21 protein-coding genes are annotated in these 22,592 nt (G+C 70.9%); 5 read left to right on the top strand and 16 right to left on the bottom strand.

Annotated features, from left to right (window positions below; all coding sequences use genetic code 11):
- Positions 1-118 precede the first annotated feature (118 nt).
- Together ACFYPJ_RS01055 and ACFYPJ_RS01060 are read right to left on the bottom strand one after the other, a co-directional pair.
- A complete protein-coding gene (locus ACFYPJ_RS01055) occupies positions 119-1,321 on the bottom strand; it encodes a helix-turn-helix domain-containing protein (RefSeq protein WP_389008468.1) in 1,203 nt (400 codons plus the stop codon).
- A 378-nt stretch (positions 1,322-1,699) separates the two neighbouring features.
- Positions 1,700-2,116 carry a hypothetical protein gene (locus ACFYPJ_RS01060; RefSeq protein ID WP_389008471.1) on the bottom strand — a complete coding sequence of 139 codons (417 nt, stop codon included), beginning with the start codon at positions 2,114-2,116 and terminating at the stop codon, positions 1,700-1,702.
- A gap of 306 nt (positions 2,117-2,422) precedes the next feature.
- Between ACFYPJ_RS01060 and ACFYPJ_RS01065 the strand changes: the two genes are divergently transcribed.
- Together ACFYPJ_RS01065 and ACFYPJ_RS01070 are read left to right on the top strand one after the other, a co-directional pair.
- On the top strand, positions 2,423-2,950 hold the full coding sequence (locus tag ACFYPJ_RS01065) for a universal stress protein (RefSeq protein WP_389008474.1): 528 nt from the start codon (positions 2,423-2,425) through the stop codon (positions 2,948-2,950).
- A 253-nt stretch (positions 2,951-3,203) separates the two neighbouring features.
- The gene (locus ACFYPJ_RS01070; RefSeq protein ID WP_389008477.1) at positions 3,204-3,770 is read left to right on the top strand and encodes a GPR1/FUN34/YaaH family transporter; all 567 of its coding nucleotides are present in this window, start codon (positions 3,204-3,206) and stop codon (positions 3,768-3,770) included.
- Positions 3,771-3,865: 95 nt separating this feature from the next.
- Here ACFYPJ_RS01070 and glmS read toward each other — a convergent pair whose 3' ends face one another.
- Together glmS and ACFYPJ_RS01080 are read right to left on the bottom strand one after the other, a co-directional pair.
- Positions 3,866-5,683, bottom strand: a complete 1,818-nt coding sequence (glmS, locus tag ACFYPJ_RS01075; protein ID WP_389008480.1) for a glutamine--fructose-6-phosphate transaminase (isomerizing) — start codon at positions 5,681-5,683, stop codon at positions 3,866-3,868.
- 140 nt (positions 5,684-5,823) lie between these two features.
- A complete protein-coding gene (locus ACFYPJ_RS01080) occupies positions 5,824-6,081 on the bottom strand; it encodes a hypothetical protein (protein ID WP_389008483.1) in 258 nt (85 codons plus the stop codon).
- A gap of 176 nt (positions 6,082-6,257) precedes the next feature.
- On the opposite strand from ACFYPJ_RS01080, the gene ACFYPJ_RS01085 reads away from it, so the two are divergent.
- Positions 6,258-7,823, top strand: a complete 1,566-nt coding sequence (locus ACFYPJ_RS01085) for a purple acid phosphatase family protein (RefSeq protein WP_389010062.1) — start codon at positions 6,258-6,260, stop codon at positions 7,821-7,823.
- A gap of 51 nt (positions 7,824-7,874) precedes the next feature.
- Here the strand turns inward: ACFYPJ_RS01085 and ACFYPJ_RS01090 are convergent, their stop codons facing one another.
- The 9 genes from ACFYPJ_RS01090 to ACFYPJ_RS01130 all read right to left on the bottom strand — a co-directional run bounded on the left by ACFYPJ_RS01090 (position 7,875) and on the right by ACFYPJ_RS01130 (position 16,700).
- Positions 7,875-8,765: a DUF4429 domain-containing protein gene (locus ACFYPJ_RS01090; RefSeq protein WP_389008485.1), complete on the bottom strand. Its 891-nt coding sequence runs from the start codon at positions 8,763-8,765 to the stop codon at positions 7,875-7,877.
- A gap of 40 nt (positions 8,766-8,805) precedes the next feature.
- A complete protein-coding gene (locus tag ACFYPJ_RS01095) occupies positions 8,806-10,620 on the bottom strand; it encodes an IucA/IucC family protein (RefSeq protein ID WP_389008488.1) in 1,815 nt (604 codons plus the stop codon).
- Positions 10,617-11,141 carry a GNAT family N-acetyltransferase gene (locus tag ACFYPJ_RS01100; RefSeq protein WP_389008491.1) on the bottom strand — a complete coding sequence of 175 codons (525 nt, stop codon included), beginning with the start codon at positions 11,139-11,141 and terminating at the stop codon, positions 10,617-10,619. Before ACFYPJ_RS01100 ends, ACFYPJ_RS01095 begins: the two co-directional genes overlap by 4 nt.
- Positions 11,138-12,415, bottom strand: coding sequence for a lysine N(6)-hydroxylase/L-ornithine N(5)-oxygenase family protein (locus ACFYPJ_RS01105; RefSeq protein WP_389008494.1), 1,278 nt, complete (start codon positions 12,413-12,415; stop codon positions 11,138-11,140). The genes ACFYPJ_RS01100 and ACFYPJ_RS01105 overlap by 4 nt, the downstream gene beginning before the upstream one ends.
- Positions 12,399-13,841, bottom strand: a complete 1,443-nt coding sequence (locus ACFYPJ_RS01110; protein WP_389008497.1) for a pyridoxal phosphate-dependent decarboxylase family protein — start codon at positions 13,839-13,841, stop codon at positions 12,399-12,401. The genes ACFYPJ_RS01105 and ACFYPJ_RS01110 overlap by 17 nt, the downstream gene beginning before the upstream one ends.
- A gap of 128 nt (positions 13,842-13,969) precedes the next feature.
- Complete coding sequence (locus tag ACFYPJ_RS01115; protein WP_389008500.1) at positions 13,970-14,863, bottom strand: siderophore-interacting protein; 894 nt, start codon at positions 14,861-14,863, stop codon at positions 13,970-13,972.
- A 109-nt stretch (positions 14,864-14,972) separates the two neighbouring features.
- On the bottom strand, positions 14,973-16,013 hold the full coding sequence (locus ACFYPJ_RS01120; RefSeq protein WP_389008503.1) for an ABC transporter substrate-binding protein: 1,041 nt from the start codon (positions 16,011-16,013) through the stop codon (positions 14,973-14,975).
- A 232-nt stretch (positions 16,014-16,245) separates the two neighbouring features.
- Positions 16,246-16,509 carry a hypothetical protein gene (locus tag ACFYPJ_RS01125; RefSeq protein WP_389008506.1) on the bottom strand — a complete coding sequence of 88 codons (264 nt, stop codon included), beginning with the start codon at positions 16,507-16,509 and terminating at the stop codon, positions 16,246-16,248.
- The gene (locus ACFYPJ_RS01130) at positions 16,506-16,700 is read right to left on the bottom strand and encodes a hypothetical protein (protein ID WP_389008509.1); all 195 of its coding nucleotides are present in this window, start codon (positions 16,698-16,700) and stop codon (positions 16,506-16,508) included. The genes ACFYPJ_RS01125 and ACFYPJ_RS01130 overlap by 4 nt, the downstream gene beginning before the upstream one ends.
- A gap of 231 nt (positions 16,701-16,931) precedes the next feature.
- Between ACFYPJ_RS01130 and ACFYPJ_RS01135 the strand changes: the two genes are divergently transcribed.
- The gene (locus ACFYPJ_RS01135) at positions 16,932-17,687 is read left to right on the top strand and encodes a DUF5919 domain-containing protein (protein ID WP_389008511.1); all 756 of its coding nucleotides are present in this window, start codon (positions 16,932-16,934) and stop codon (positions 17,685-17,687) included.
- A complete protein-coding gene (locus ACFYPJ_RS01140) occupies positions 17,680-18,147 on the top strand; it encodes an NUDIX domain-containing protein (RefSeq protein ID WP_389008514.1) in 468 nt (155 codons plus the stop codon). The genes ACFYPJ_RS01135 and ACFYPJ_RS01140 overlap by 8 nt, the downstream gene beginning before the upstream one ends.
- Before the next feature lie 242 nt (positions 18,148-18,389).
- On the opposite strand, the gene ACFYPJ_RS01145 is transcribed toward ACFYPJ_RS01140, so the two are convergent.
- Genes ACFYPJ_RS01145 through ACFYPJ_RS01155 form a run of 3 tightly spaced genes read right to left on the bottom strand, consistent with a single transcriptional unit; the run spans position 18,390 to position 22,590 of the window.
- Positions 18,390-19,550: an acyl-CoA dehydrogenase family protein gene (locus ACFYPJ_RS01145; RefSeq protein ID WP_389008517.1), complete on the bottom strand. Its 1,161-nt coding sequence runs from the start codon at positions 19,548-19,550 to the stop codon at positions 18,390-18,392.
- Between the two features lie 5 nt (positions 19,551-19,555).
- Entirely contained in the window at positions 19,556-20,500 is a 945-nt protein-coding gene (locus tag ACFYPJ_RS01150) for a hydroxymethylglutaryl-CoA lyase (RefSeq protein ID WP_389008520.1), read from the bottom strand.
- On the bottom strand, positions 20,497-22,590 hold the full coding sequence (locus ACFYPJ_RS01155; protein ID WP_389010065.1) for a biotin carboxylase N-terminal domain-containing protein: 2,094 nt from the start codon (positions 22,588-22,590) through the stop codon (positions 20,497-20,499). The genes ACFYPJ_RS01150 and ACFYPJ_RS01155 overlap by 4 nt, the downstream gene beginning before the upstream one ends.
- Between the last annotated feature and the right edge of the window lie 2 nt (positions 22,591-22,592).

Here is a 22,592-nt window from a genome sequence, read left to right on the forward strand (position 1 = left end):
AGCCGGTTACGGAACCGGCCGTGTGCGGGGTCACGCCGCGGCGTACGGCGCCGCCACCGGCCCGGGTACGGAACAGGGGCCCGGTGCACTGTGCCCCGGGCCCCTGTTCCTCATCGCGTCATGCGCCGGACCGCGGCCCCGGCAGGCTCATCGCGGCCGCGCGCCGCGCCTGCATCGGCACCCCGCTCTCCGGGTGCAGCAGGGAGGGCATCGCTCCGACCGGGCCGGTCGGCCCCGCGGCCCCCGGTCCACCGAGCCCGGCCTGGGACATCGCGCTCTCCCCGTCCATCGACCGCTCGTGCTGCGGCCTGCGTGCCCGGTAGGCGGCACGGTAGGCGGCGGGGGAGGAGCCGAGCTGGCGGCGGAAGTGGCCGCGCAGCGCCACCGGCGAGCGGAAGCCGCAGCGGCCGGCGACCTCGTCCACCGAGTAGTCCGATGTCTCCAGGAGCCGCTGCGCCTGCAGCACGCGCTGGGTGATCAGCCACTGCAGCGGCGCGCTCCCGGTGAGCGAGCGGAAGCGGCGGTCGAACGTACGGCGGCTCATGTACGCGCGTGCGGCCAGCGTCTCCACGTCGAACTGCTCGTGGAGGTGCTCCAGCGCCCAGGCGACGACCTCGGCGAGCGGGTCGGCGCCGATCTCCTCCGGTAAAGACCGGTCGAGGTAGCGCTCCTGACCGCCGCTGCGGCGCGGCGGGACCACCAGGCGCCGGGCGAGCGCGCCGGCCGCCTCGTTGCCGTGGTCCGTGCGCACGATGTGCAGACACAGGTCGATCCCGGCGGCCGTGCCCGCGGACGTCAGGACGTCGCCGTCGTCGACGAACAGTTCTCTGGGATCGACGTGCACCGACGGGTAGCGCTTGGCCAGCGTCGGTGCGTACATCCAGTGGGTGGTGGCCGGGCGGCCGTCCAGCAGGCCCGCGGCCGCCAGGACGAACGCGCCGGTGCACAGGCCCACGATGCGGGCGCCCTCCTCGTGCGCGCGGCGCAGCGCGTCGAGTGCGTCATCGGGCGGCGGCGCGGTGATCGACCGCCAGGCCGGCACGACGACCGTACCCGCGCGGGAGATCGCCTCCAGCCCGTGTGGCGCGGTGAGTTCAAGGCCCCCTGTGGTCCGCAGTGGGCTTTCCTCACCGGCGGCCACCAGCAGGCGGTAGCGCGGTACTCCGGCGTCCTGGCGGTCGATGCCGAACACCGACAGCGGTATGGAACTCTCGAAGATGGGGCCGCCGCTGAACAGCAGCACCGCGACGATCTCCTTGCGGCGTCGCCCGGAAAGTTTCCGGGCCGCGGCTTCCGGCGCGGCAGTGGAGTCGTGGCTCATCCTGCTAAGCCCCCCTCGGTGGTCGCGGCTCCTCGGTTGTGTCGCTCCTGCACGTTTCCCCTCGGTCCTGCACGAGTCCCCCGCCATACGACAATCAAGATCAAATCTACTGTGTCCCGATGTGCCGCGGTGACCAGTTCGACATCCGGCACATTGTCGACATGACAACTTGGCGTAAAGCATTCGATCACGAAGCGTTGCACTCGTGTGCCGCGTAGGGAAGTGCGCCTCGTCGCAGTGGCCAAACCACGTAGGGTGCGCACGCCCTCCGAGACCCTTTCCGTGCAGGTGGAACGGGGGTTGAGGGGTGCTTCACCCACGGCCCGGAGGGTGTTCAGAAGTTGGCTGAAAACCAGCGGAGGCGTGCATAAAAACCGGTCAGCCGACCGGTGTACCGCCCCGGGTGTGACGTCCGCCTCTTTGCTGTGCGCAACGTTCGGAGCGGCGCAGCAGGACGCGGCAGGCGGCGGTGACGGCGGCGAGGCCGAAGGCGGTGCCCGCGGTGCCGGCGAGCGAGGCGCCGTACCAGAGGAGGACCACCGGGACCAGGAAGCAGCTGAACACGCCCCAGCGCACGACGTCGGTCGCCGCGTCCGGGGCGGATCCGGCCGGGGCGGGCGGGACTGGCGTGGCTGACAGGGCGGGCGGGGCTGAAGGAGCGGACGGGGCTGAAGGGGATGGTGAGGGCGGGGTCGGGGGCTCGGGCCGGGCGGACCGGCCGGACCCGGTGTCCGGGGCGGACCCGGCGGGCCGGGTGGCGTGGCGGCCCCCGGAACGGGTGGCGGGTCCGGACATGTGTGCTCCCTGTGGCGTGGCTCACGCTGATCAACGCGTGGTCGGCCGGTCGGTCACTCACGGCGGTGACCGCCGGGTGCCCCCCGCGTAACGGAATCCTGTGCAAACCGCCTGTACAGCACAGCAAGCATTGCGTTCCGGGCGCCCCTCGTGCATGCTCCCTGGAACCCCGCGGTGCCTGCGCGGGATCTGGGCTTAAGGAGGCGTGCCGCCGTACCCTTGGGGGTATGGGGTTGGGAACACGCTTCCCGGACACAGCTCCGCCGCACCCTGTCGTCCCACGAGGATCACAACGCCGAGACACCCATGGCCGGTCACGAATTCTTCGAACCCGCGGACCGCAAGCGGCCGGTCGCCGACCCCACGGCGGCCGATCCCCTGGCGGCTGAAGAGTCACGCCCTACCTGCGATCCAGCTTTCAAACACGGAGTCGTCGTCGGTTTCGACGGCTCCACTTCCAGTGAGCGCGCCCTCGCCTACGCGATCGGCATGGCCCACCGCTCCCAGTCCGGTCTGATCATCGTCCACGTCGCCAACCGGCTGCCCACCACGGTGTGGGCGGGCTGCGAGCCACCGGTCTTCGTCGACGTGCCCGACCACCGCACCGAGGTCCTGGGCCTGGAACTCGCCTGTGCGGAGTATCTGGCCGAGGTGCCTTGGATCCTCGTCGAGCGCGGCGGCGACATCTGCCACGAACTCGAAGAGGTCGGGCGGGAGTACGAGGCGGACGCGATCGTCGTCGGCTCCACGCACGGCATCGTGGGCCGGATCTTCGGCTCGGTGGCCGGCCGGCTCGCCAAACGGGCGCAGCGGCCCGTGGTGGTCATCCCCTAGCCGTCCCTGACCGTCGTCCCCTGTCGTCCCTCACTGTCTCCAACGTCCCGGTCGGCCCAGGTCGTTCCGGGCCGTCCCGCGCGCCGTCAACTCCCTTCGGCCACCCGCTGTTCCGCACGTCGCCACCCCGATGTGCGGAGCTGCGCGCAGGGCCTGCGATGCCCGAACCTACCGGCACGTAGAGGTGTTTGTGCCCTTGTGAAGGGCATATACGGGGCACCGCAGACCTGCACCCGCATGAAGGGAGCCCGCCATGGACAAAGACGTCTCAGCGGGAAGCACCACCACGGTCGTCGGCCGACTCGCCCTCGGCGTCACCCTGTTGGCCTTCGGGATCGGCCACACCGGGGTGATCGACGGTGTGGCGGCCTCCGACGCCGTGTCACTGGCCCGCTACGTGGGCGGTGTCACGCTGTTCGTCGCCGGCCTGTTGGCGTTCCGCGACCGCGACTCCGCCACCGGCACGGCCTATTCGGTACTCGGTGCCCTCTGGTTCACCTGGGCCGTCTCGGCGGGCACCCAGGTCTCGCACGACGCCGCCGGACTCTTCCTGCTCCTGTTCGCCCTCGTGACGCTCACGCTGACCCTCGCCGGCCGCGATCCGCTCACGCAGGGCACCTACGGTCTGTTCCTCGTCTCCCTGGTGCTGCTCGCCATCGCGCAGTTTGCGACCAGCGGCTCGCTCGCGAAGGCCGGCGGCTGGTTCGCCGTCGCCGCGGGCGCGGTGGCCTGGTACGCGGCTACGGCGGCCCTCGCCCACTGGCCGACGGTCCTGCCGCGCCGCGCTGCCCCCGGCCGGGGGGTGACGGCCGCCGGCTGACGGGCAGCCTGCGCCGGGGCAGGGTGTCCCCCCGGTGACGCGAGCGGACCCCCGTGGCCGGCAGCACCCACGGGGGTCCGTTCCGTTCGCGGCGGCTACTCCACCGTGACCGACTTCGCGAGGTTGCGCGGCTTGTCGATGTCGCGGCCCAGGGCCTTCGCCGTGTGGTAGGCGAGCAGCTGGAGCGGAATGCCCATCAGGATCGGGTCCAGCTCGTCCTCGTTCTTCGGGACGACGATCGTCTGGTCCGCCTTGTCCTGCTCCTGGTGGGCCACCGCGAGGATCTTGCCGCTGCGGGCCTTGATCTCCTCCAGGGCGGCGCGGTTCTTCTCCAGCAGGTCGTCGTCCGGCACGATCGCGACCGTCGGCAGGGCGGGCTCGATCAGCGCGAGCGGGCCGTGCTTCAGCTCCGAGGCCGGATAGGCCTCCGCGTGGATGTAGGAGACCTCCTTGAGCTTCAGGGATGCCTCACGGGCCACCGGGTAGCCGCGGACGCGGCCGATGAACAGCATCGAGCGGGCCGCCGCGTACTGTTCGGCCAGCTCCTTGATCTGCTCCTCCTGCTTCAGGATCTCGGTGATCTGCTCGGGCAGCCGGCGCAGGCCCTCGATGATCCGCTTGCCGTCGCGGACGGAGAGGTCGCGGGTGCGGCCCAGGTGCAGGGCGAGGAGCGCGAAGGCGACGGTGGTGTTGGTGAAGCACTTGGTGGACACCACGCAGACCTCGGGGCCGGCGTGGACGTACATGCCGCCGTCCGCCTCGCGGGCGATCGCCGAGCCCACGACGTTGACGATGCCCAGCACCCGGGCGCCCTTGCGCTTCAGCTCCTGCACGGCCGCCAGCACGTCGTACGTCTCACCGGACTGGGAGACCGCGACGTACAGCGTGTCGGGGTCGACGACGGCGTTGCGGTAGCGGAACTCCGAGGCGGGCTCGGCGTCGGCGGGGATGCGGGCCAGCTCCTCGATCATCTGGGCGCCGATCATGCCCGCGTGGTACGAGGTGCCGCAGCCGAGGATCTTCACCCGGCGGATCCGCCGGGCCTCGCGGGCGTCCAGGTTGAGCCCGCCGAGGTGCACGGTGGAGAAACGGTCGATGATCCGGCCGCGCAGCACCCGGTCGACCGCCTCGGCCTGCTCGTGGATCTCCTTGTGCATGTAGGTGTCGTGGCCGCCCATGTCGTACGACTCGGCCTCCCACTCCACGGTGGTGGGCTCGGCGGTGGTGCGCGTGCCCTCCGTGGTGTAGGTGCGGAAGTCGTCGGCTTTGAGGGTGGCCATCTCGCCGTCGTCGAGGGTCACTATCTGGCGGGTGTGCGCGACCAGGGCGGCCACGTCGGAGGCGACGAACATCTCCTTCTCGCCGATGCCCAGGACGACCGGGGAGCCGTTGCGGGCCACCACGATGCGGTCGGGGTGGTCGGCGTGCAGGACGGCGATGCCGTAGGTGCCCTCGATCACCCGGAGGGTCTCGCGGACCTTGTCCTCCAGCTTCTCGGCCGGGGAGCGGGCGATCAGATGGGTGAGGACCTCGGTGTCGGTCTCGGAGAGGAACTCCACGCCGTCCGCCGCCAGCTTGCGGCGCAGGTCGGCGGCGTTGTCGATGATGCCGTTGTGCACGACGGCGACCTTGCCGTCGGCCGACAGGTGCGGATGCGCGTTCACGTCGGAGGGGGCGCCGTGGGTGGCCCAGCGGGTGTGGGCGATGCCGGTGGTGCCCCTGAAGCGCGCGGGGATGCGGGCCTCCAGGTCGCGCACCCGGCCCTTGGCCTTGACCGTCTTCAGGGCCGACGCCTTCGGGGCGGTGATGGCGATGCCCGCGGAGTCGTAGCCGCGGTACTCCAGGCGCTGCAGACCCTCCAGGAGCAGCGGTGCGACATCACGCTTCCCGATGTATCCGACAATTCCGCACATATATGGGTATTCCTCTGTCTGTGTTTAAATGTTCGGCTGTTCGATTGTTTGGCTGTTTGGCTCGGCGGCTGGTTCGCCGGGCGGCCGGTTGACCGGTCGGGGCGACCGGCCGGTCACCGGTTCGCGGCCGTACCCGACGTTCAGCCGTACACGATGCGCCGCAGTTGTCTGAGCGTCAGTTCGGGCGGCGCCACCGCCCGGTACTTCAGGTCCGCCTCGATCCGTTCGAAGATCGCCGTGTTCACCAGGCCCTGGGCCTGGAGTTCGCGGTGGCGGCGACGGACGTAGTCCTCGGTCGTCTCGTCGAAGAAGGCGAGGACGTCCTGGACCACCCGCAGCGCCTCGCCCCGGCCGAGCGCCGTGGATCGCGTCAGGTGATCGACCAGTTCATCGTGCACCCGTAGATCCTGGGGTACGGGCGCCGGTTTCGCAAGGAACCTGCCCGATATCGGGCAGGATCGCGGCTTTGGAGCCCTTGAAGGTTTCATGGTGCGCTGTTTGCAAACCGTCCATTCGGCGTCTTGTGTTCGGTCGTCTGTGAAGACAAGTTTCAGACACCATGGACATCCCACGCATGGGCGTACCCGAGAAGTTGGCCGAGCGCATGAGCATGGCCGAGCAGCATGAGTACCTCCGCGCCAGGTTCTCGCGGCGCACGATGATCAGGGGCGGTGCGGTCACGCTCGGCGCCGTCGCCGGTGGCGCGTTCGTGCCGGGGGCCGTCGCCCAGGCCGCCGTCCCGACCCAGCACACCGCTCCGGCCACCGAGACCGTCGACGGCGCCTACGTCGCCCCCTTCGGCCGCCACCTCGCCTACGGCAACGACCCGCGCACCGAGATCACGGTGTCCTGGCAGGTCCCGGTCGCCGTCAAGAAGCCCTTCATCCGGATCGGCGCCCACCCCTGGGACCTCTCCCGCAAGATCGACGCCGAGGTCCGCACCCTGTACACGCCGGCCGGTGTCGGCGCCAGCGGCGACCACACGCAGTACTACGTCCATGCCAAGCTGACCCACCTGCGCCCGGGCAGCACCTACTACTACGGCGTCGGCCACCAGGGCTTCGACCCGGCCCAGCCGCATCTCGCGGGCACCGTGGGCACCTTCACCACCGCCCCCGCCCACAAGGAGCCGTTCACCTTCACCGCCTTCGGCGACGAGGGCGTCAGCTACCACGGCCTCGCGAACAACGCCCTGATCCTGGGCCAGAACCCGGCCTTCCACCTGCACGCCGGTGACATCGCCTACGGCGACCCGGCCGGCCAGGGCAAGCCCACCGACACGGGCTTCGACTCCCGCGTCTGGGACCAGTTCCTCGCCCAGACCGAGTCGGTCGCCAAGTCCGTGCCGTGGATGCCGGCGTACGGAAACCACGACATGGAAGCCTGGTACTCGCCCAACGGCTACGGCGGCGAGGACGCCCGCTGGACCCTGCCGGACAACGGCCCCGACAAGGAGAACCTGCCGGGCGTCTACTCCTTCGTCTACGGCAACACCGCGGTCATCTCGCTCGACGCCAACGACATCTCCTTCGAGATCCCCGCCAACCTCGGCATCTCCGGCGGCACCCAGACCAAGTGGCTGGAGACCCAGCTGAAGAAGTACCGGGCCGCCCGGGACATCGACTTCATCGTCGTCTTCTTCCACCACTGCGCCTACTGCACCTCCACCGCGCACGCCTCCGAGGGCGGGGTGCGGGGCGAGTGGGTGCCGCTGTTCGAGAAGTACACCGTGGACCTGGTCATCAACGGTCACAACCACCAGTACGAGCGCACCGACGTCATCAAGGCGGGCGCCGTCACCAAGAAGCTCCCGATCGGCGGCACCGCCTACCCCGAGACCGAGGGCGTCGTCTACGTGACGGCGGGCGCGGCCGGCAAGAGCCTGTACGCGTTCAGCGCCCCGCTGTCCTACGAGGGCCACGAGCACGAGGTCGACTCGGTGGCCTCCTTCATCAACACCAAGGACGGCAAGCAGAACGAGACGGTCACCTGGTCGCGCGTGCGCTACCTCGACTACTCGTTCCTGCGGGTGGACGTCACCCCGGCGAGCAAGGGCCGCAACGCCACCCTGACGGTGCGCGGCATCGCCGAGACCGGTGACCAGGTCGACCACTTCACCGTGGCGCGCAAGGCCAGGTGACGGCGGGTGCGTCCGCAGTGCGGGACGCACCGACCGGTGTGCGGGCGGTCCTCACATGCGTTTGAGGACCGCCCGCTTCGCCATGCCGAACTCCTCGTCGGTGAGCACTCCGTCCCGGTGCAGCTCGCCGAGTTCGCGCAGCCGCCGCAGCAGCGCGTCGTGGTCGTCCCCGGCGCCGGGCCCGGGCCCGGGTGCGCCCGACGGCGGCGGCCCGGCGTCCGGCGCCGCGGTCTCCTGGGGCGCCGACGGGTGCGGCAGCCGGGCCTGCACGGCGGCGGCGACCAGCGCCATCAGCGGGTCCCGCTTGAAACCCCACAGCTCCACCGCGTTGGGGTCGTACTTGGCGGGCGCCTGGCCGGCCGCGCCCCGCACGGTGAAGCGCAGCTGCCCGTTCTCCAGCCCGGCGGCCGGCTGCCACTCCACGCCGGTGATGTCACCGACGGCGAGGGTCCGGGTCCCGGCGGCGGACTTGGCGTCCTCGGTCTTCCAGTTCCACTCCAGGCGGACCTGCTCACCGTCGAAGACCGCCGTGCCGTCCCCGGCGGAGACCGACAGCGGGACGGGCGGGCCGGGCAGCAGGAACGCGGTCACCGGGTCGGCCGGCACCCGGTTCAGCAGCAGCGCGGCCCGGACCTCGTCCGTGAAGTACTCGGCGACGCCGTAGCGGTCCGACTCCACGACGAGCCGGTACGGGTCGTGCGGCTCGGTGAGCCGGCCGCCGGTGGCGTGCAGCAGCGGGTCCGCGCCGTCGCGCAGCCGCAGCCGCAGCAGGCCCGCCTTTCGGCCCTGCTCGAACGAGATCCCCGCCACCGCTTCCAGCGGGACGAGCAGTTCGCCGAGGGTCCGGCGGAGCAGGCCGACGCCCTTGTCCCGCCCCGGCGTGAGCCGGAGGGCGTCGCCGTCGAACACCCAGGAGCCGTCCTTCTGGAGGATTTCCGCCATGCGGCGATTGTTCCACCAGGCGCCGCGCCGCGCGGGCGCGTCACAGGCCGGCGATGGGGTTGCGCAGGCTGCCGACGAGCTGCAGGCCGCCCGAGGGGTCCGCCAGGTCCAGCATCTGCCGGTTGTCGCGCAGCTGGAGCCGGTTGAGGCAGGACAGGGCGAACTCGGGCGCGAACAGGTCGTACTGCCCGAACCTGTCGGCGAGCGAGGGCACCGAGTCCTGGTACTCCCGGACCACCTCGGCGACCGTCCGCCAGAAGTCCTCCTCCGTCAGGACCCCCTCGGCGGCGAGGCCGGCCGCGACGAAGCGGAAGAAGCAGTCGAAGACGTCCGTGAAGACCGACAGGAGCTTCGTGTCCTCGGGGACGTCGACGCGGATGCGCGCGACCTGCGGGGGGAGCACCGCATCCGGGTCCATGACCACGATCTCCTCGGCGATGTCCTTGAAGACGGCACGCTGGACGACGCCGTCCCTCAGCACCAGGATCACGTTCTCGCCGTGCGGCATGTAGGCCAGGTCGTAGGCGTAGAAGCTGTGCAGCAGCGGGACGAGGTAGGCCCGCAGATAGCGGCGCAGCCACTGGACCGGCACCAGCCCCGACCGCTCGATCAGCGCTCCGGCGAAGGTCGCGCCCGCGTCGTCGACATGGGCGAGGGACGCCATCGTGGCCAGCGTCTCGCCCTCCTTCAGGGCGGGCACCGGGCTCTCCCGCCACAGGGCGGCGAGCATCTTGCGGTACGGCGAGTGGCGGTCCGTCGCCTGTTCGTACTCCAGGTGCCGGTAGCCGACCGCCGCCCGCTCGCGGATGACGGTGAGGCCGGTGGCCTTGAGCACCGGGTCGTCGTCGATCAGCCGGACCAGCCAGTCGTTGATCGCCGGGGTGGCTTCCATGTAGGCGGCGGACAGGCCGCGCATGAAGCCCATGTTGAGCACGGACAGCGCCGTCTTCACATAGTGCTTGTGCGGGTGGCTGGTGTTGAAGAAGGTCCGGATGGACTGCTGGGCGAGGTAGGCGTCGTCGCCCTCGCCCAGGCAGACCAGGTGCTCGCGGGCGACCTCGGCGGCGAAGGTGACGGTGAGTTTGTTCCACCACTGCCACGGGTGGACGGGGATGAGGAGGTAGTCGGCGGGGTCCAGGCCCCGGTCGGTCAGCTGCCGCTCGAACCGGTCGACGGTCCGCTCGCCCAGCTCCTGCCGCAGGAAGGACGCGTACTCGATGCCGGCGCCCGCCGTGAAGACCGCCCGGGAGCGGTGCGCGGCGACCCAGACGAGACGGACGGGGCTCGCGGTCTCGGGGGCGTACGACAGGTACTCGTGCACGCCGAAGCCGAGCCGCCCGTTGTTGGCGACGAAGCAGGGGTGGCCCTCGGTCATGCCGGTCTCGATCTCCTGGAAACCGGCCCGGGCCAGCTGTGCGGAGGTCAGCCGGGGCTTGGCGAGCTTGTAGCAGGTGCCGGCGAGGGTGGCGGAGATCTCCTCCAGGTACACCGGCAGGATCTCGTCGCTCAGACCGAGCGAGTGCCGCAGTTCGATGCAGAAGTCGAGTGCGGCGAGTGGGAGTTCGGCGTCGTCGCGGTGCCGGGTGAGCGAGCCGGCGTCGATCTCCCAGTGGTCGAGGGCGCGGCGGGTCGCGGTGAAGCGGTAGCGGGTCAGCCCGTCGTCGCTGCGGACGACGTATCTGCCGCTTCCGTCGCTGCCGTCCTCTCTGCCGCTTCCGTCGTTTCCGATGCCGTCCTGTTCGGGGGTGATCAGGCGTTCGTGCGCGAACTCGGCGAGTGCCTTGCGGACCAGTTGCCGGTTGGCCTGCTCCCAGCGCTCGGGGGAGAGGTGGGTCACGGCGTCGGCGAGGGTCATGAAGCCACCGCCCGCTCGAACCGCGCGCGGGTGCAGAAGCTCAGCAACGCCGCCTTCTCCGGTGTGCGGATCTCCCGTGCGGGAAGGAACCCGACGGCCTCGTTGAGGGCGTGCACCGCCTTGTTGCGTATGTCCGGTTCGACCACGATCCGGGTGGTCGCCGGGTCGGCGAAGAGGTGCGCGAGAACGGCGGTGATGACGGCCCGGGTGAAGCCGTGCACCGGGGTGTCCGTGGCCGGGACCAGGAAGTGCATGCCGACGTCGCCCGCCTCCGGCTCGTACAGGCCGGCCAGTTCCCGGTGGGCCGGGTCGTAGCGCTCCATCAGGAAGGCGGGCTCGCCGTCCAGCAGGCCCAGGAGGGCGTGGTGGTGCTCGTCGGCCGCGATCTCCATGTAGGCCCGCTCGACGTCCTCCAGTTTCGCGTCCTGCATCATCCAGAACGCGGCCTTGGGGTGGGTGACCCAGGAGTGCAGCAACTCGGCGTCGGCGAGCGGGTCGAGGGGACGGAAGGTGAAGTTCATACGGAAAACTCCTGGAACGCGATCGACTTCTCGACCGGGTAGTACTCGGTGCCGAGCAGCTCCCGGATGATGTAGCTGTTGCGGTACGCGCCCATGCCCAGGTCGGGGCTGGTGATGCTGTGCGCGTGCACGCCCGCGTTCTGCAGGAAGACGCCCCGGCCGGTCACGTCGACGGTGTAGTTGCGGGCCACGTCGAAGTTGCCCCGGGTGTCGTAGCGCAGCCGGTCGCGGACGGGCTTCAGGAAGGCGGGCTCGGTGTACCGGTAGCCGGTGGCGAGGACGAGGCCCTGCGAACGCAGCTCGAAGTCCTTGCCCTGCTCCTCCTGGCGGAAGGCCAGGGTGTACGTGCCGTCCTCGTAACTCGCATGTTTCAACGCCGAGTTGGTGATCAGGCGGGTGGGGGCGGGCCCGCCGAGGTTCTTCTGGTAGAGCAGGTCGAAGATCTCGTCGATCAGCTCCCCGTCGATGCCCTTGAACAGGCCCTTCTGCTGGGCGGTGAGGCGGTAGCGGGCGGCCTCCGGCAGCGCGTGGTAGTAGTCGACGTACTCCGGGGAGGTCATCTCCAGGGTGAGTTTCGTGTACTCCAGTGGGAAGAAGCGCGGGGAGCGGGTGACCCAGTTCAGCCGGTAGCCGTGCACGTCGATCCCGCCGAGCAGGTCGAGGTAGATCTCGGCGGCGGACTGACCGCTGCCGACCAGCGTGATCGACTCCTTGGCCTGGAGCCGCTCCCTGTGCTCCAGATAGCGGGAGTTGTGCAGGAGGTCGCCGCCGAGGCCCCGGCACGCCTCGGGGAGGTACGGCGGGGTGCCGGTGCCGAGGACCAGGTGGCGGGCGCGGAACGTCTCGCCGGACCGGGTGTGCGCCGTGTACAGCCCGTCGTCGTACGTCACCTCGGTGACCGTCGTGCCGAAGCGGACGCTGCTCAGTTTCGAGGCCGCCCAGCGGCAGTAGTCGTCGTACTCGACCCGCAGCGGGTAGAAGTTCTCGCGGATGTAGAAGGAGTAGAGGCGGCCCTTCTCCTTCAGGTAGTTGAGGAAGGAGAACTCCGAGGTCGGGTCGGCCAGGGTGACCAGGTCCGACATGAAGGGGGTCTGCAGGTGGGCGCCGTCGAGGAACATCCCGGCGTGCCAGGAGAAGTCCGGCTTGGCCTCCAGGAAGACGCCGTCGAGTTCGGCGATCGGCTCGGTGAGGCAGGCGAGGCCGAGGTTGAAGGGGCCGAGGCCGATCCCCACGACGTCGTAGATCTTGCTTCGGGTGTCAGGACGCGCGGTCAAGGGATGCTCCCGGGTACTGCTCGGCGTGGCCGGCGATCAGGTCGAGGACGGCGGCGATGTCCGCCGTGGTGGTCTCGGGATTGAGCAGGGTGAACTTCAGGTAGTGGCGGCCGTCGACCCGGGTGGCGGCGACCATCGCGTCGCCGGAGGCGAACAGCGCCTTGCGGGCGTGCAGGTTGGCGCGGTCGATCTCGGCCGGGTCGGTGACGCCCGCCGGGACGCAGCGGAAGACCAGGGTGGAGAGTGCGGGTTCGACCACCACGTCGAAGCGCGGGTCGGCGGCCAGCAGCCGCCAGCCGTCCTGGGCCAGGTCGCAGACCTCGTCGAAGAGTTCGCCTATGCCGTCGGCGCCCATGGTGCGCAGGGTCAGCCACAGCTTGAGGGCGTCGAAGCGGCGGGTGGTCTGCAGGGACTTGTCGACCTGGTTGGGGACGCGTTCGGGTGCCGTGCGACGGGGGTTGAGGTAGTCCGCGTGGTAGGTGGCGTGCCGCAGCGTGGCGGCGTCCCGGACCAGCACGGCGGACGAACTCACCGGCTGGAAGAAGGACTTGTGGAAGTCGACGGTGACCGAGTCGGCGTGTTCGATGCCCGCGATGCGGTCCCGGTACTTGACGGAGGCGAGCAGTCCGCAGCCGTAGGCGGCGTCCACGTGGAGCCACACCCCGTATGCGGCGCACAGCCCGGCGATCTCGGGCAGCGGGTCGATGGATCCGAAGTCGGTGGTGCCGGCGGTGGCGACGACGGCCATCGCGGTGAGGCCGTCCTGCTTGCAGCGCTCCAGTTCGCGGGCGAGGGCGACGGTCTGCATCCGCCGGTCCCGGTCGACGGGGATGGTGATGACCGTGTCCTGGCCGAGTCCCAGCAGTTTCGCCGCCTTCTGCACGCTGAAGTGGCTCGCCTCGGAGGCGAGGATGCGCAGTCTGCCGAGCGAGCCGGTCTTGGCCTCCTCGCGGGCGAGCAGCAGCGCCTGGAGGTTGGACTGGGTGCCGCCGGAGGTGAAGACTCCGTCGGCGGCCGGGCCGAGGCCGACGCGGGCGGCCGTCCAGTCGATGAGCCGGCGCTCGATGAGGGTGCCGCCGGCCGACTGGTCCCAGGTGTCCAGGGAGGAGTTCACGGCGGACAGGACGGCCTCGCCGACGACGGCCGGGATGACCACCGGGCAGTTGAGGTGGGCGAGATAGCGGGGGTGGTGGAAGTAGACCGCGTCGCGGAGGTAGATCTCCTCCAGTTCGTCGAGCACCGCGGCCGTGTCGTGCAGGGGGCGGTCGAGGTCGATCCGCTCGATGCGCGGGGCGAGGGTGTCGGCTGTGACGCCGGTGAACGGTCGCTCCGTGGTGGCGAGTTGGGCCGCCACCCGCTCTACTCCTTCGGTCACGGAGCGGCGGTAGTGCTCCGCGGTGAGGTCATTGAGCAGGTGCGAGCGCATGCGGGGTCCTCCGAGGGGACGGTCCGGGCGGGATGGGGAGAGAGGCGGTCTCCCGCTTAGGTAAGGCTAACCTAAGTTGCAATCGAGGAAACCTGCCCCTCCCGTGACTGCCGTCACTGCAGGGCGCGTTACTCCGCCTCGCGGAACTGTTCCTCGCTCAGACCCCGGCGCCAGTAGCCGACGAAGGTGACGCGCCGGCGGTCGATCCCGCGCTCGCCGACGAAGTGCCGGCGCAACGCCTTCACCTGGCCGGACTCGCCCGCGATCCAGACGTAGGGGTGCTCGGCGGACGGCAGCCGGGCGGCCCGCAGCGCGTCGACGGCGGTGGGGCAGTTCTCGTCGCGGACCAGCCAGGTGATCTCCGCGTCCGCCGCCGTCGGCACGTCCTGCACGTCATCGGCGTGCGGCACCTCGAACCAGGCGCGGACGCGCAGACCGGCCGGCAGCGACTCCAGCACGGACGTGGCGGCCGGTACGGCGGTCTCGTCGCCCCACAGCACGACCAGATCCGTGTCCTCGGGCGGACGGAAGCGGATCGCACGGTTGTCGGCGACCACCGGGCCGAGCACCAGCACCCGGTCCCCGGGCCGCGCATTGGCGGCCCACCGGGAGGCGGGGCCCGCGGGGGACGATGGCCCTCCGCCCGCCTGAGCGCCACCGGGAGCGGCCGAACCGTCCGCTGCGACGCCGTGCAGCGCGAAGTCGATGTCGATCTCGGTGGTACGGCCCAGCGCGTCCCGGCGCAGCGCGCGCAGGGTGTAGGAGCGCATCACCGCCCGGACGTCGTCCGGCAGCGCGCGCCAGGCCGGCCACCAGTCGTCGCCGAGGTCCAGCGGGACGACCGGGTCGCGCCGGCCGGGCCGCGGCAGGAACAGCGACAGGGACTGGTCCCGTCCGTCGGACCTGAAGTCCGCCAGGCCGGGCCCGGCGAAGCCGACCCGGACGAGCGACGGCCCGAGCCGCCTCGTCCGTACGACCTGCAAGGAGAAGAAGCGGTACGGGGCGGCAACGGCCGTTGTCATCAGGGCTCCTGGGGCGTCGTGCGGGAGGGCGGCTGGCCCGTGGGGCGCCGGGCACCGGGCGGCCTGCCGCGCGGTGCCCGGGACCTCGTGCCCCTCCCGGCGGCTTGCGTCAGCTGACCTTCTTCGCCTGTTCGATGGCCTCGGCGAGGTCGTCGAGCAGTGGGACGCACTTGTCGTAGGACAGGATCGGCTCGGGGTTGCGGGCGATGACCTGGCCCGCTTTGACCGCCGGGAGCTGCTTCCAGGTGGCCTCGGTGACGTCGGCGGGCTGGATGGCGGAGGTGCGGTTGTCCATCATGATGATGTCCGCGGCGTACTTGTCGGCGTTCTCCCAGCTGAGCGACTCGTACCAGCCGCCGCCCTGGGCCTTCGCCCGCTCCGGCGGCTCGACGAAGTCCACGCCGAGGGCCTTGAAGTACTCCAGGTCGATCGAGAGGTCGGTGCCGGAGACGTAGAACAGGTCCTGGCTCGCGGAGGCGGCCATCACCTTGATGCCGGGCTTGGCCTTGGCGGCGGCGCGCAGCCGGGCGGCCGCGTCCTCGAACCGCTTCTTGGCCTCGGTGACCTTGCTCGACGAGGTGTCCGCGCCCAGCGACTCGGCGAGCGCGAGCATGCGCTGCAACGGCTCGGTGAGCCGGCGGTCGTAGACCGAGATGCCCACGGTGGGGGCGCCGACGGACTCGATCTTGCCCTTCGACTCCTCCGGGACGTACCAGAGCGTGCCCTTGTCGTCGAACATGGTGGAGATGAGCAGGTCGGGGCCGAGTGAGGCGTACTTCTCGATGTTGAACTGGCCCCATTCGTTGCCGAGGACGGTCACCTTGCCGACGTCCAGGTCGCCGGCCTGGACATCGGCCTTGCCGTCCTTGGTCGTGGTCGGGCCGAAGACCCCCTTGGCCTGCACGCCGTAGTCGTACAGCGCGGCGGCGACTCCGACGAACGCGACGATGTTCGACGGGACCTTGTCGGCCTTGACGGTCCGTCCGCGGTCGTCCTTGACGGTCCAGGGGCTGGTCCCCGCCCCGCCCTCCGACCCGCCGCCTTTCGCGTCGCCGTCGCCGCAGGCCGCGAGCGCGGCACCGAGTCCGAGGGCGCCGCCGGCGGCGAGCAGTCCACGACGGGAGAGACGGGCGGATCTGGCGTTGGACATGGGTGTGCTCTGCTTTCGGGCTAGGGGCCACGGGGCGGGATCGAGATTAGGTTAGCCTAACCTCAGACTCTGCCCAAGGGGCAGGCACGGGAACGGCCGCTCCGTGTTGCCCGCGAGGGGGGGCGGTTGTCCTGCACAGCCCTGGGCCGATTCGGCCGCCATCGGTTCGTGCGTCAGGTGGTGCGGGCGCCTCGCCGGGGTGCTGGTCGGGGTGCCGGACGGGGGCAGTCCCTCACTCGCCTGTTCCGCCGGTAAGCTGCTCGTACAGCTCGGCTTGACCGGCCACCTGCGCGTGCAACTCGGACCACGTGGCCGCGGCGACCGTGCGGCACAGCGGCAGAGCGGTCCTGCCGTACTCCGCCTTGAGGGCATCCACGGGATACGGAGAAGTCGCATACCAATGCGCCGCGTCGTTGCCGTCCGGCTGTGAGGAGAACGAAGTCCATCCCTCCGGCAAGAGCGGGCGCCCGTTCTTGAGCTGCCGCGTCCGGGTCACCGCGCCGCCTCCTTCGGGACACAGCCCGAGTGCCAGTAAGCCGCGATGGGAGAGGTGTCCCGGCGGGCGAGCATGCCCCGGCGGCAGACCTCAAGGCTCCTGATCGGCTTCAGGCACGAGGGGCATGTCTCGCCCTTGGGTGCGTACGTCGTGTACTCCCACTGCCCGGCGTCGGTGTCCGCTCTGGTCATCGGCTGAACCCCGATCGCCTGCGGCGACGGAGGATTCTGGTTGTATGGGTCACGTCATCAACCCCTTACTGGTTGGTGGCCATGCCCCCGGGCCGTCGCCACGGTCGCGGGGGTCTGTCAGTGACCCACCACACTTCCGCCTCTGGCAGCGCGTTCCTACTTCGTTCCATGACCGTTAGGTACGGAGTACGTCTACCGTGAGAAGCGTGCCTGACGTCCCAGGGGGTACTTGTGAACGAAGCGCTGCGCCGTGCCATGCTTCAGGCGCGATTGACAGACCGTCAGTTAGCCGAGAAGTGCGGCGTCGACTTCAAGACGGTCGGCCGATGGATCACAGAGGGCGGGCGGGTTCCCCGTGCCCGCCATCGGTGGGCCATCTGCGAGGCACTCGGGGAGGACGAGGTGACGCTGTGGCCGGCAGCCACGAAGAAGGCGATCAAGGTTGGTCCCGACCGTGAGGTAGTTTCCGTCTATCCGTACCGGTCGAGTTGCCCAGCTTCGCTGTGGCGGTCGTTGATCACCAAAGCGGAGCGAGAGCTGACCTTCGCCGGTTACACCAACTACTTCCTGTGGCTCGAACAGGCCCGGTTCGGCACCGCGTTGCGACGCAAGGCCGCTCTGGGATGTCGAGTTCGTTTCCTGCTCGGTGACCCTGACAGTGATCTCACACTGTCCCGCGAGCAGGACGAAGCTGTTGCGCTTACGCTCTCGACGCGTATCCGCGTGACACTGGCCGAACTGGAGAAGGTCAGGAGCCAACCGGGCATCGACGCGAGGTTCAGCGACGGGCACGCGCACCTGTCCGTGTTCCGCTTCGATGACGACATGATCGTCACGCCGTTGCTGACGCACAGCGTCGGCCACGACGCTCCTACGCTGCATCTGCGCCGCCATCAGGACGACGGGATGTTTGACCGCTTCGCCGCGCACGCCGAGGAACTGTGGAAGCGGGGCACCCCGGTATGGGACGAGGAGGGACATGAGTAGGCGCGACTACGAGGACGACTCGCACGCCCCGGTCGCGAACAGCTTGGTTCCGGCTGCTTCCGCCGTTGTTGTCGACGGCTCCGGGCGCATTCTGCTTCAGCGTCGGCGCGACAACGGCATGTGGGCGCTTCCTGGTGGCGCCATGAACATCGGTGAGTCGTTGCCGGACTGCGCGATGCGGGAGACCCGTGAGGAGACCGGGCTCGACGTGGAGATCACCGGCATTGTCGGGACCTACTCCAATCCCCGTCACGTCTTCGCCTACGACGATGGCGAGGTCCGGCAGGAGTTCTCCGTCTGTTTCCTGGCTCGGCCCGTGGCCGGGCAACTGGCCGTGTCCGAGGAATCCACCGATGTCCGCTGGTTCGAACCCACAGCGGTTGACGCACTCCCCATGGTCGCCGGCATCCGGAAGCGAGTGAACGACTGGCGCGACGGCACTATGCCCGCAGCCCGGTAGCCGGCACTGCCTCGATGTCGGCCCCGGCCGGTCCTGGGCGAGGGAGTTGCTGTCCGGGAGGGCACTGTGGTGGCGCCGCGCGTGGGCACGCCGTCGGCCGTAGCGGCTCTTGGGCGGGAGCCGCCGTGGGGCGAGGCCGCCCGCGCCTACAGTCAGCAGGGCGGACTCGCCGACGGCTACCAGGCCCTGTGCGGCGCCGAGAGTTGCGCGGCACAGGACAATCCCCGCCCCGAGCGCCGGAGTCAGCCCGCCAACCCCAGCTCCCGGGCGATCAGCATCCGCTGGACCTCGCTGGTGCCCTCGCCGATCTCCAGGATCTTGGAGTCGCGCCACATCCGGGCCACCGGGTACTCGTTCATGAAGCCGTAGCCGCCGTGGATCTGCGTGGCGTCCCGGGCGTTGTCCACGGCGATCGTCGACGAGTACAGCTTGGCCAGCGCCGCCTCCTTCTTGAACGGCTCGCCCGACACCAGCCGGGAAGCCGCGTCCCGCCAGGCGAGCCGGGCGGTGTGGGCCTTCATCTCCATGTCGGCGATCTTGAACTGGACGGCCTGGTTGGCGCCGATCGGACGCCCGAACGCCTGCCGTTCCTTGGCGTACTTCACCGACTCGTCCACACAGCCCTGCGCGAGGCCGGTGGCCAGCGCAGCGATGGCGATCCGGCCCTCGTCGAGGATCCGCAGGAACTGCGCGTAGCCGCGGCCCTGCTCGCCGAGCAGGTTGGCCGCCGGGACCCGGACGTCCGCGAAGGACAGCTCACGGGTGTCCGAGGCGTTCCAGCCGACCTTCGAGTACGGCGGCGCGACCGTGAAGCCCGGGGTGCCGGACGGCACGACGATCGCGGAGATCAGCGGCTTCCCGTCCGGCTTGCGGCCGGTCACCGCGGTCACCGTCACCAGACCCGTGATGTCCGTGCCCGAGTTGGTGATGAAGCACTTCGTGCCGTTGATCACCCATTCCCCGGTGTCCGCGTCCAGCCGGGCCGTCGTCCGGGTCGCGCCCGCGTCCGAGCCGCCGTCCGGTTCCGTGAGCCCGAACGCGCCCAGGATCTCGCCCGCGCACAGCCGCGGCAGCCACGTGCGCTTCTGCTCCTCGGTCCCGAACAGGTGGATCGGCATCGCGCCCAGCGAGACCCCGGCCTCCAGCGTGATGGCCACGGACGAGTCCACCCGGGCCAGTTCCTCCAGGGCCAGGCCCAGCGCCAGGTAGTCGCCGCCCATGCCGCCGTACTCCTCCGGGAACGGCAGCCCGAACAGGCCCATGCGGCCCATCTCGCGGACGATCTCGTACGGGAACTCGTGCCGCTCGTAGTAGTCGCCGATCTTCGGCGCCACGACGTCGTGCGCGAACTCCTCCACCGTGCGGCGGAGTTCCTCCAGCTCGGGGGTGAGACGGTGGTCCATGCTGATCACTGCTCCTTGTGGGAGAGGGCGCGAACGGTGCGGGACGGGCTCGGCCGGCCCAGGTGTTCGGCCATCCACACGCTGGTGGCGGTGAGCCGGCCGAGGTCGACCCCGGTCTCGATGCCGAGGCCCTGGAGCATCCACACCAGGTCCTCGGTGGCGAGGTTCCCGGTGGCGGACCGGGCGTACGGGCAGCCGCCGAGGCCGCCCGCGGAGGCGTCGACGGTCGTCACGCCGTGTTCCAGCGCCGCATAGGTGTTGGCGAGCGCCTGGCCGTAGGTGTCGTGGAAGTGCACGCCGAGGGCGTTCGTCGGCACGCCCTCCTCGTTGAGCGCGGCGAGGAGTTCCAGGACGTGGCCCGGGGTCGCGACGCCGATCGTGTCGCCCAGGCTCAGTTCGTCGCAGCCCATGTCCCGCAGTGCCCGGCACACCCGTACGACCTGGTGGAGGGGGACCGCGCCCTCCCACGGGTCGCCGAAGCACATCGAGACGTAGCCGCGCACGTGCACGCCCTCGTCCTTCGCGTGCCGCACCACCGGGTCGAACACCGCGAGCGAGTCGTCCAGCGTGCGGTTGAGGTTGGCCTTCGCGAAGGACTCGGTGGCGCTGGCGAACACCGCGATCCGGCGGGCGCCCAGCGCCAGCGCGCGGTCCAGGCCGCGCCGGTTGGGCACCAGCACCGGGAGCGCGACCTCGGTCAGGTCGCCGAGCATCGGGAACAGCTGCTCCGCGTCGGCCAGTTGGGGCACCCACTCGGGGCGCACGAAACTCGTCGCCTCGATCGTGCTCAGGCCCGCGTCGGCGAGCCGGTGGACGAACTCCGCCTTGACCTCGGTCGGCACGGCCGACTTCTCGTTCTGCAGCCCGTCGCGCGGGCCGACCTCGTGGATCCGCACCCGCTGGGGCAGATCCTGCGCGGGTACCACCATCGGGAGTCCCGGTGCGGTCATTGCTCCGCCTCCTCGTGCGGTGCGACGACGGCCAGCACCTGGTCCATGGCGACCGTGCTGCCGGGCCGTACGTCCAGTTCGGTGACGGTGCCCGGGTGCGGGGCGGAGATGACGTGCTCCATCTTCATCGCCTCCACCACCAGCAGACTCTGGCCCGCGTCCACCTCGTCGCCGACGGCGACCTTCACCACGGTGACCGTGCCGGGCATGGGCGCGGTCAGCGAGTCCACGCCCGCGTGCGCGGCCCGGGTCAGCGACGCGGCCACCGGATCGTGGTCGCGCACCTGCCAGGCGTCGCCGTCCCGGCCCAGCCAGCTGCCGTCCGGCAGCGCGGCGAAGGTGTGCACCACACCGTCGAGCCGCACGGTGAACCGGTCCTCGCCCCGCTCCGCCCGCGGCGGCGGGCCCGCGTCCGCCCGCAGCACGGCCGCCGCCCCCTCGGGCAGCACCTCGCTGCCGCCGTCCAGGGTGCGGCGCACGCGCACGGCGACCGGTTCGTGCCCCGGCACCCGCAGATGGTGCACCGCCCAGGCCCGTTCGCCGCCCAGCCGCCAGCCGTCCGCCGCGGCGAACGGGTCCGCCCAGCCGCCCGGCCCCGTCCCGGCGGCGTTGCCGGGGGCGCCGGAGTCACCCGGGGCCAGCGCCGCCTGGCGCAGCAGCGCCGCCGCCGCGTAGACCTCCGCCGGCACCTCGTCCGGCGCCAGGTCGTCCACCACCCGCTCGACCAGCCCGGTGTCCAGCTCGCCCGCCACGACCGCCGGATGGGCCAGCAGTCGGCGCAGGAACCCGGCGTTGACCGGCACGCCCAGCACGACCGTCTCCGCCAGGGCCGCCCGCAGCCTGCGCAGCGCCGTCGCCCGGTCCGGGCCGTACGCGATCACCTTGGACAGCATCGGGTCGTACCGGCTGCCGACCTCGGTGCCCTCGCTGAGTCCCGAGTCGGTGCGCACACCGGACACTCCGCCGGCCGGCGGCGACAGCGGGGACTCCCACGCGCCCCCCGGTTCCCGCAGCCGCAGCACGGTGCCGCCCGACGGCAGGAATCCGCGTGCCGGGTCCTCCGCGCAGATCCGGGCCTCGATCGCGTGCCCGGTCAGCCGGACCTCCTCCTGCGCGAGCGGCAGCCGCTCGCCCGCCGCGACCCGCAGCTGCCACTCCACCAGGTCGAGGCCGGTGACCAGCTCGGTGACCGGGTGCTCCACCTGGAGCCGGGTGTTCATCTCCATGAAGCAGTACGCCGCGGGGTCGTCGCCCGGCACGATGAACTCCACCGTGCCCGCGCCCCGGTAGCCGCAGGAGCGGGCCGCCTGCACGGCCGCCGCGCCCATCGCGGCCCGGGTCTCCTCGTCGAGGAGCACGCTCGGCGCCTCCTCGACGACCTTCTGGTGCCGGCGTTGCAGCGAGCACTCGCGTTCGCCGAGGTGGACGACGTTGCCGTGCTCGTCGGCCAGGACCTGGATCTCGATGTGCCGGGGCCGCTCGATCCAGCGCTCCACCAGCAGCGTGTCGTCGCCGAAGGAGGCGCGGGCCGCACGGCGGGCGGCGGCGATCTCCTCCGCGAGCGCGTCCGCCTCCCGCACCAGGCGCATGCCCTTGCCGCCGCCGCCCGCCGAGGGTTTCAGCAGCACCGGCAGCCCGATCCGGCGGGCGGCCTCGGCGAGTTCGGCGTCGCCGAGCCCGCTTCCGGTGGAGCCGGGGACGACCGGCACCCCGGCCGCCCGCGCCGTCTCCTTGGCGCGGATCTTGTCCCCCATGAGGGCGATGGCGTCCGCGGGCGGGCCGATGAACACCAGTCCCGCCTCCGTGCAGGCGCGCGCGAAGCCCGCGTTCTCGGCGAGGAAGCCGTAGCCGGGGTGGACGGCCTGCGCGCCGGTGCGGGCGGCGGCGTCGAGGAGCCGCTGCACCGAGAGATAGCTCTCGGCCGCGGGCGCCGGGCCGAGCCGCACCGCCGTGTCGGCCTCGCGCACGTGCCGCGCGTCGGCGTCCGCGTCGGAGTACACCGCCACCGAGCGCACACCCAGCGCGCGCAGCGTGCGGATGACGCGTACGGCGATCTCGCCGCGGTTGGCCACCAGGACCGTGTCGAACATCG

This window comes from Streptomyces sp. NPDC006012, assembly GCF_042871185.1.
Lineage (GTDB): Bacteria > Actinomycetota > Actinomycetes > Streptomycetales > Streptomycetaceae > Streptomyces.

Bases quoted from the DNA above. Each gene is read 5' to 3' on its own strand.
- ACFYPJ_RS01055 (WP_389008468.1), bottom strand. From the start codon at position 1,321: ATGAGCCACGACTCCACTGCCGCGCCGGAAGCCGCGGCCCGGAAACTT.
- ACFYPJ_RS01060 (WP_389008471.1), bottom strand. From the start codon at position 2,116: ATGTCCGGACCCGCCACCCGTTCCGGGGGCCGCCACGCCACCCGGCCC.
- ACFYPJ_RS01065 (WP_389008474.1), top strand. From the start codon at position 2,423: ATGGCCGGTCACGAATTCTTCGAACCCGCGGACCGCAAGCGGCCGGTC.
- ACFYPJ_RS01070 (WP_389008477.1), top strand. From the start codon at position 3,204: ATGGACAAAGACGTCTCAGCGGGAAGCACCACCACGGTCGTCGGCCGA.
- glmS (WP_389008480.1), bottom strand. From the start codon at position 5,683: ATGTGCGGAATTGTCGGATACATCGGGAAGCGTGATGTCGCACCGCTG.
- ACFYPJ_RS01085 (WP_389010062.1), top strand. From the start codon at position 6,258: ATGGGCGTACCCGAGAAGTTGGCCGAGCGCATGAGCATGGCCGAGCAG.
- ACFYPJ_RS01090 (WP_389008485.1), bottom strand. From the start codon at position 8,765: ATGGCGGAAATCCTCCAGAAGGACGGCTCCTGGGTGTTCGACGGCGAC.
- ACFYPJ_RS01095 (WP_389008488.1), bottom strand. From the start codon at position 10,620: ATGACCCTCGCCGACGCCGTGACCCACCTCTCCCCCGAGCGCTGGGAG.
- ACFYPJ_RS01100 (WP_389008491.1), bottom strand. From the start codon at position 11,141: ATGAACTTCACCTTCCGTCCCCTCGACCCGCTCGCCGACGCCGAGTTG.
- ACFYPJ_RS01110 (WP_389008497.1), bottom strand. From the start codon at position 13,841: ATGCGCTCGCACCTGCTCAATGACCTCACCGCGGAGCACTACCGCCGC.
- ACFYPJ_RS01115 (WP_389008500.1), bottom strand. From the start codon at position 14,863: ATGACAACGGCCGTTGCCGCCCCGTACCGCTTCTTCTCCTTGCAGGTC.
- ACFYPJ_RS01120 (WP_389008503.1), bottom strand. From the start codon at position 16,013: ATGTCCAACGCCAGATCCGCCCGTCTCTCCCGTCGTGGACTGCTCGCC.
- ACFYPJ_RS01130 (WP_389008509.1), bottom strand. From the start codon at position 16,700: ATGACCAGAGCGGACACCGACGCCGGGCAGTGGGAGTACACGACGTAC.
- ACFYPJ_RS01140 (WP_389008514.1), top strand. From the start codon at position 17,680: ATGAGTAGGCGCGACTACGAGGACGACTCGCACGCCCCGGTCGCGAAC.
- ACFYPJ_RS01145 (WP_389008517.1), bottom strand. From the start codon at position 19,550: ATGGACCACCGTCTCACCCCCGAGCTGGAGGAACTCCGCCGCACGGTG.
- ACFYPJ_RS01150 (WP_389008520.1), bottom strand. From the start codon at position 20,500: ATGACCGCACCGGGACTCCCGATGGTGGTACCCGCGCAGGATCTGCCC.
- ACFYPJ_RS01155 (WP_389010065.1), bottom strand. From the start codon at position 22,590: ATGTTCGACACGGTCCTGGTGGCCAACCGCGGCGAGATCGCCGTACGC.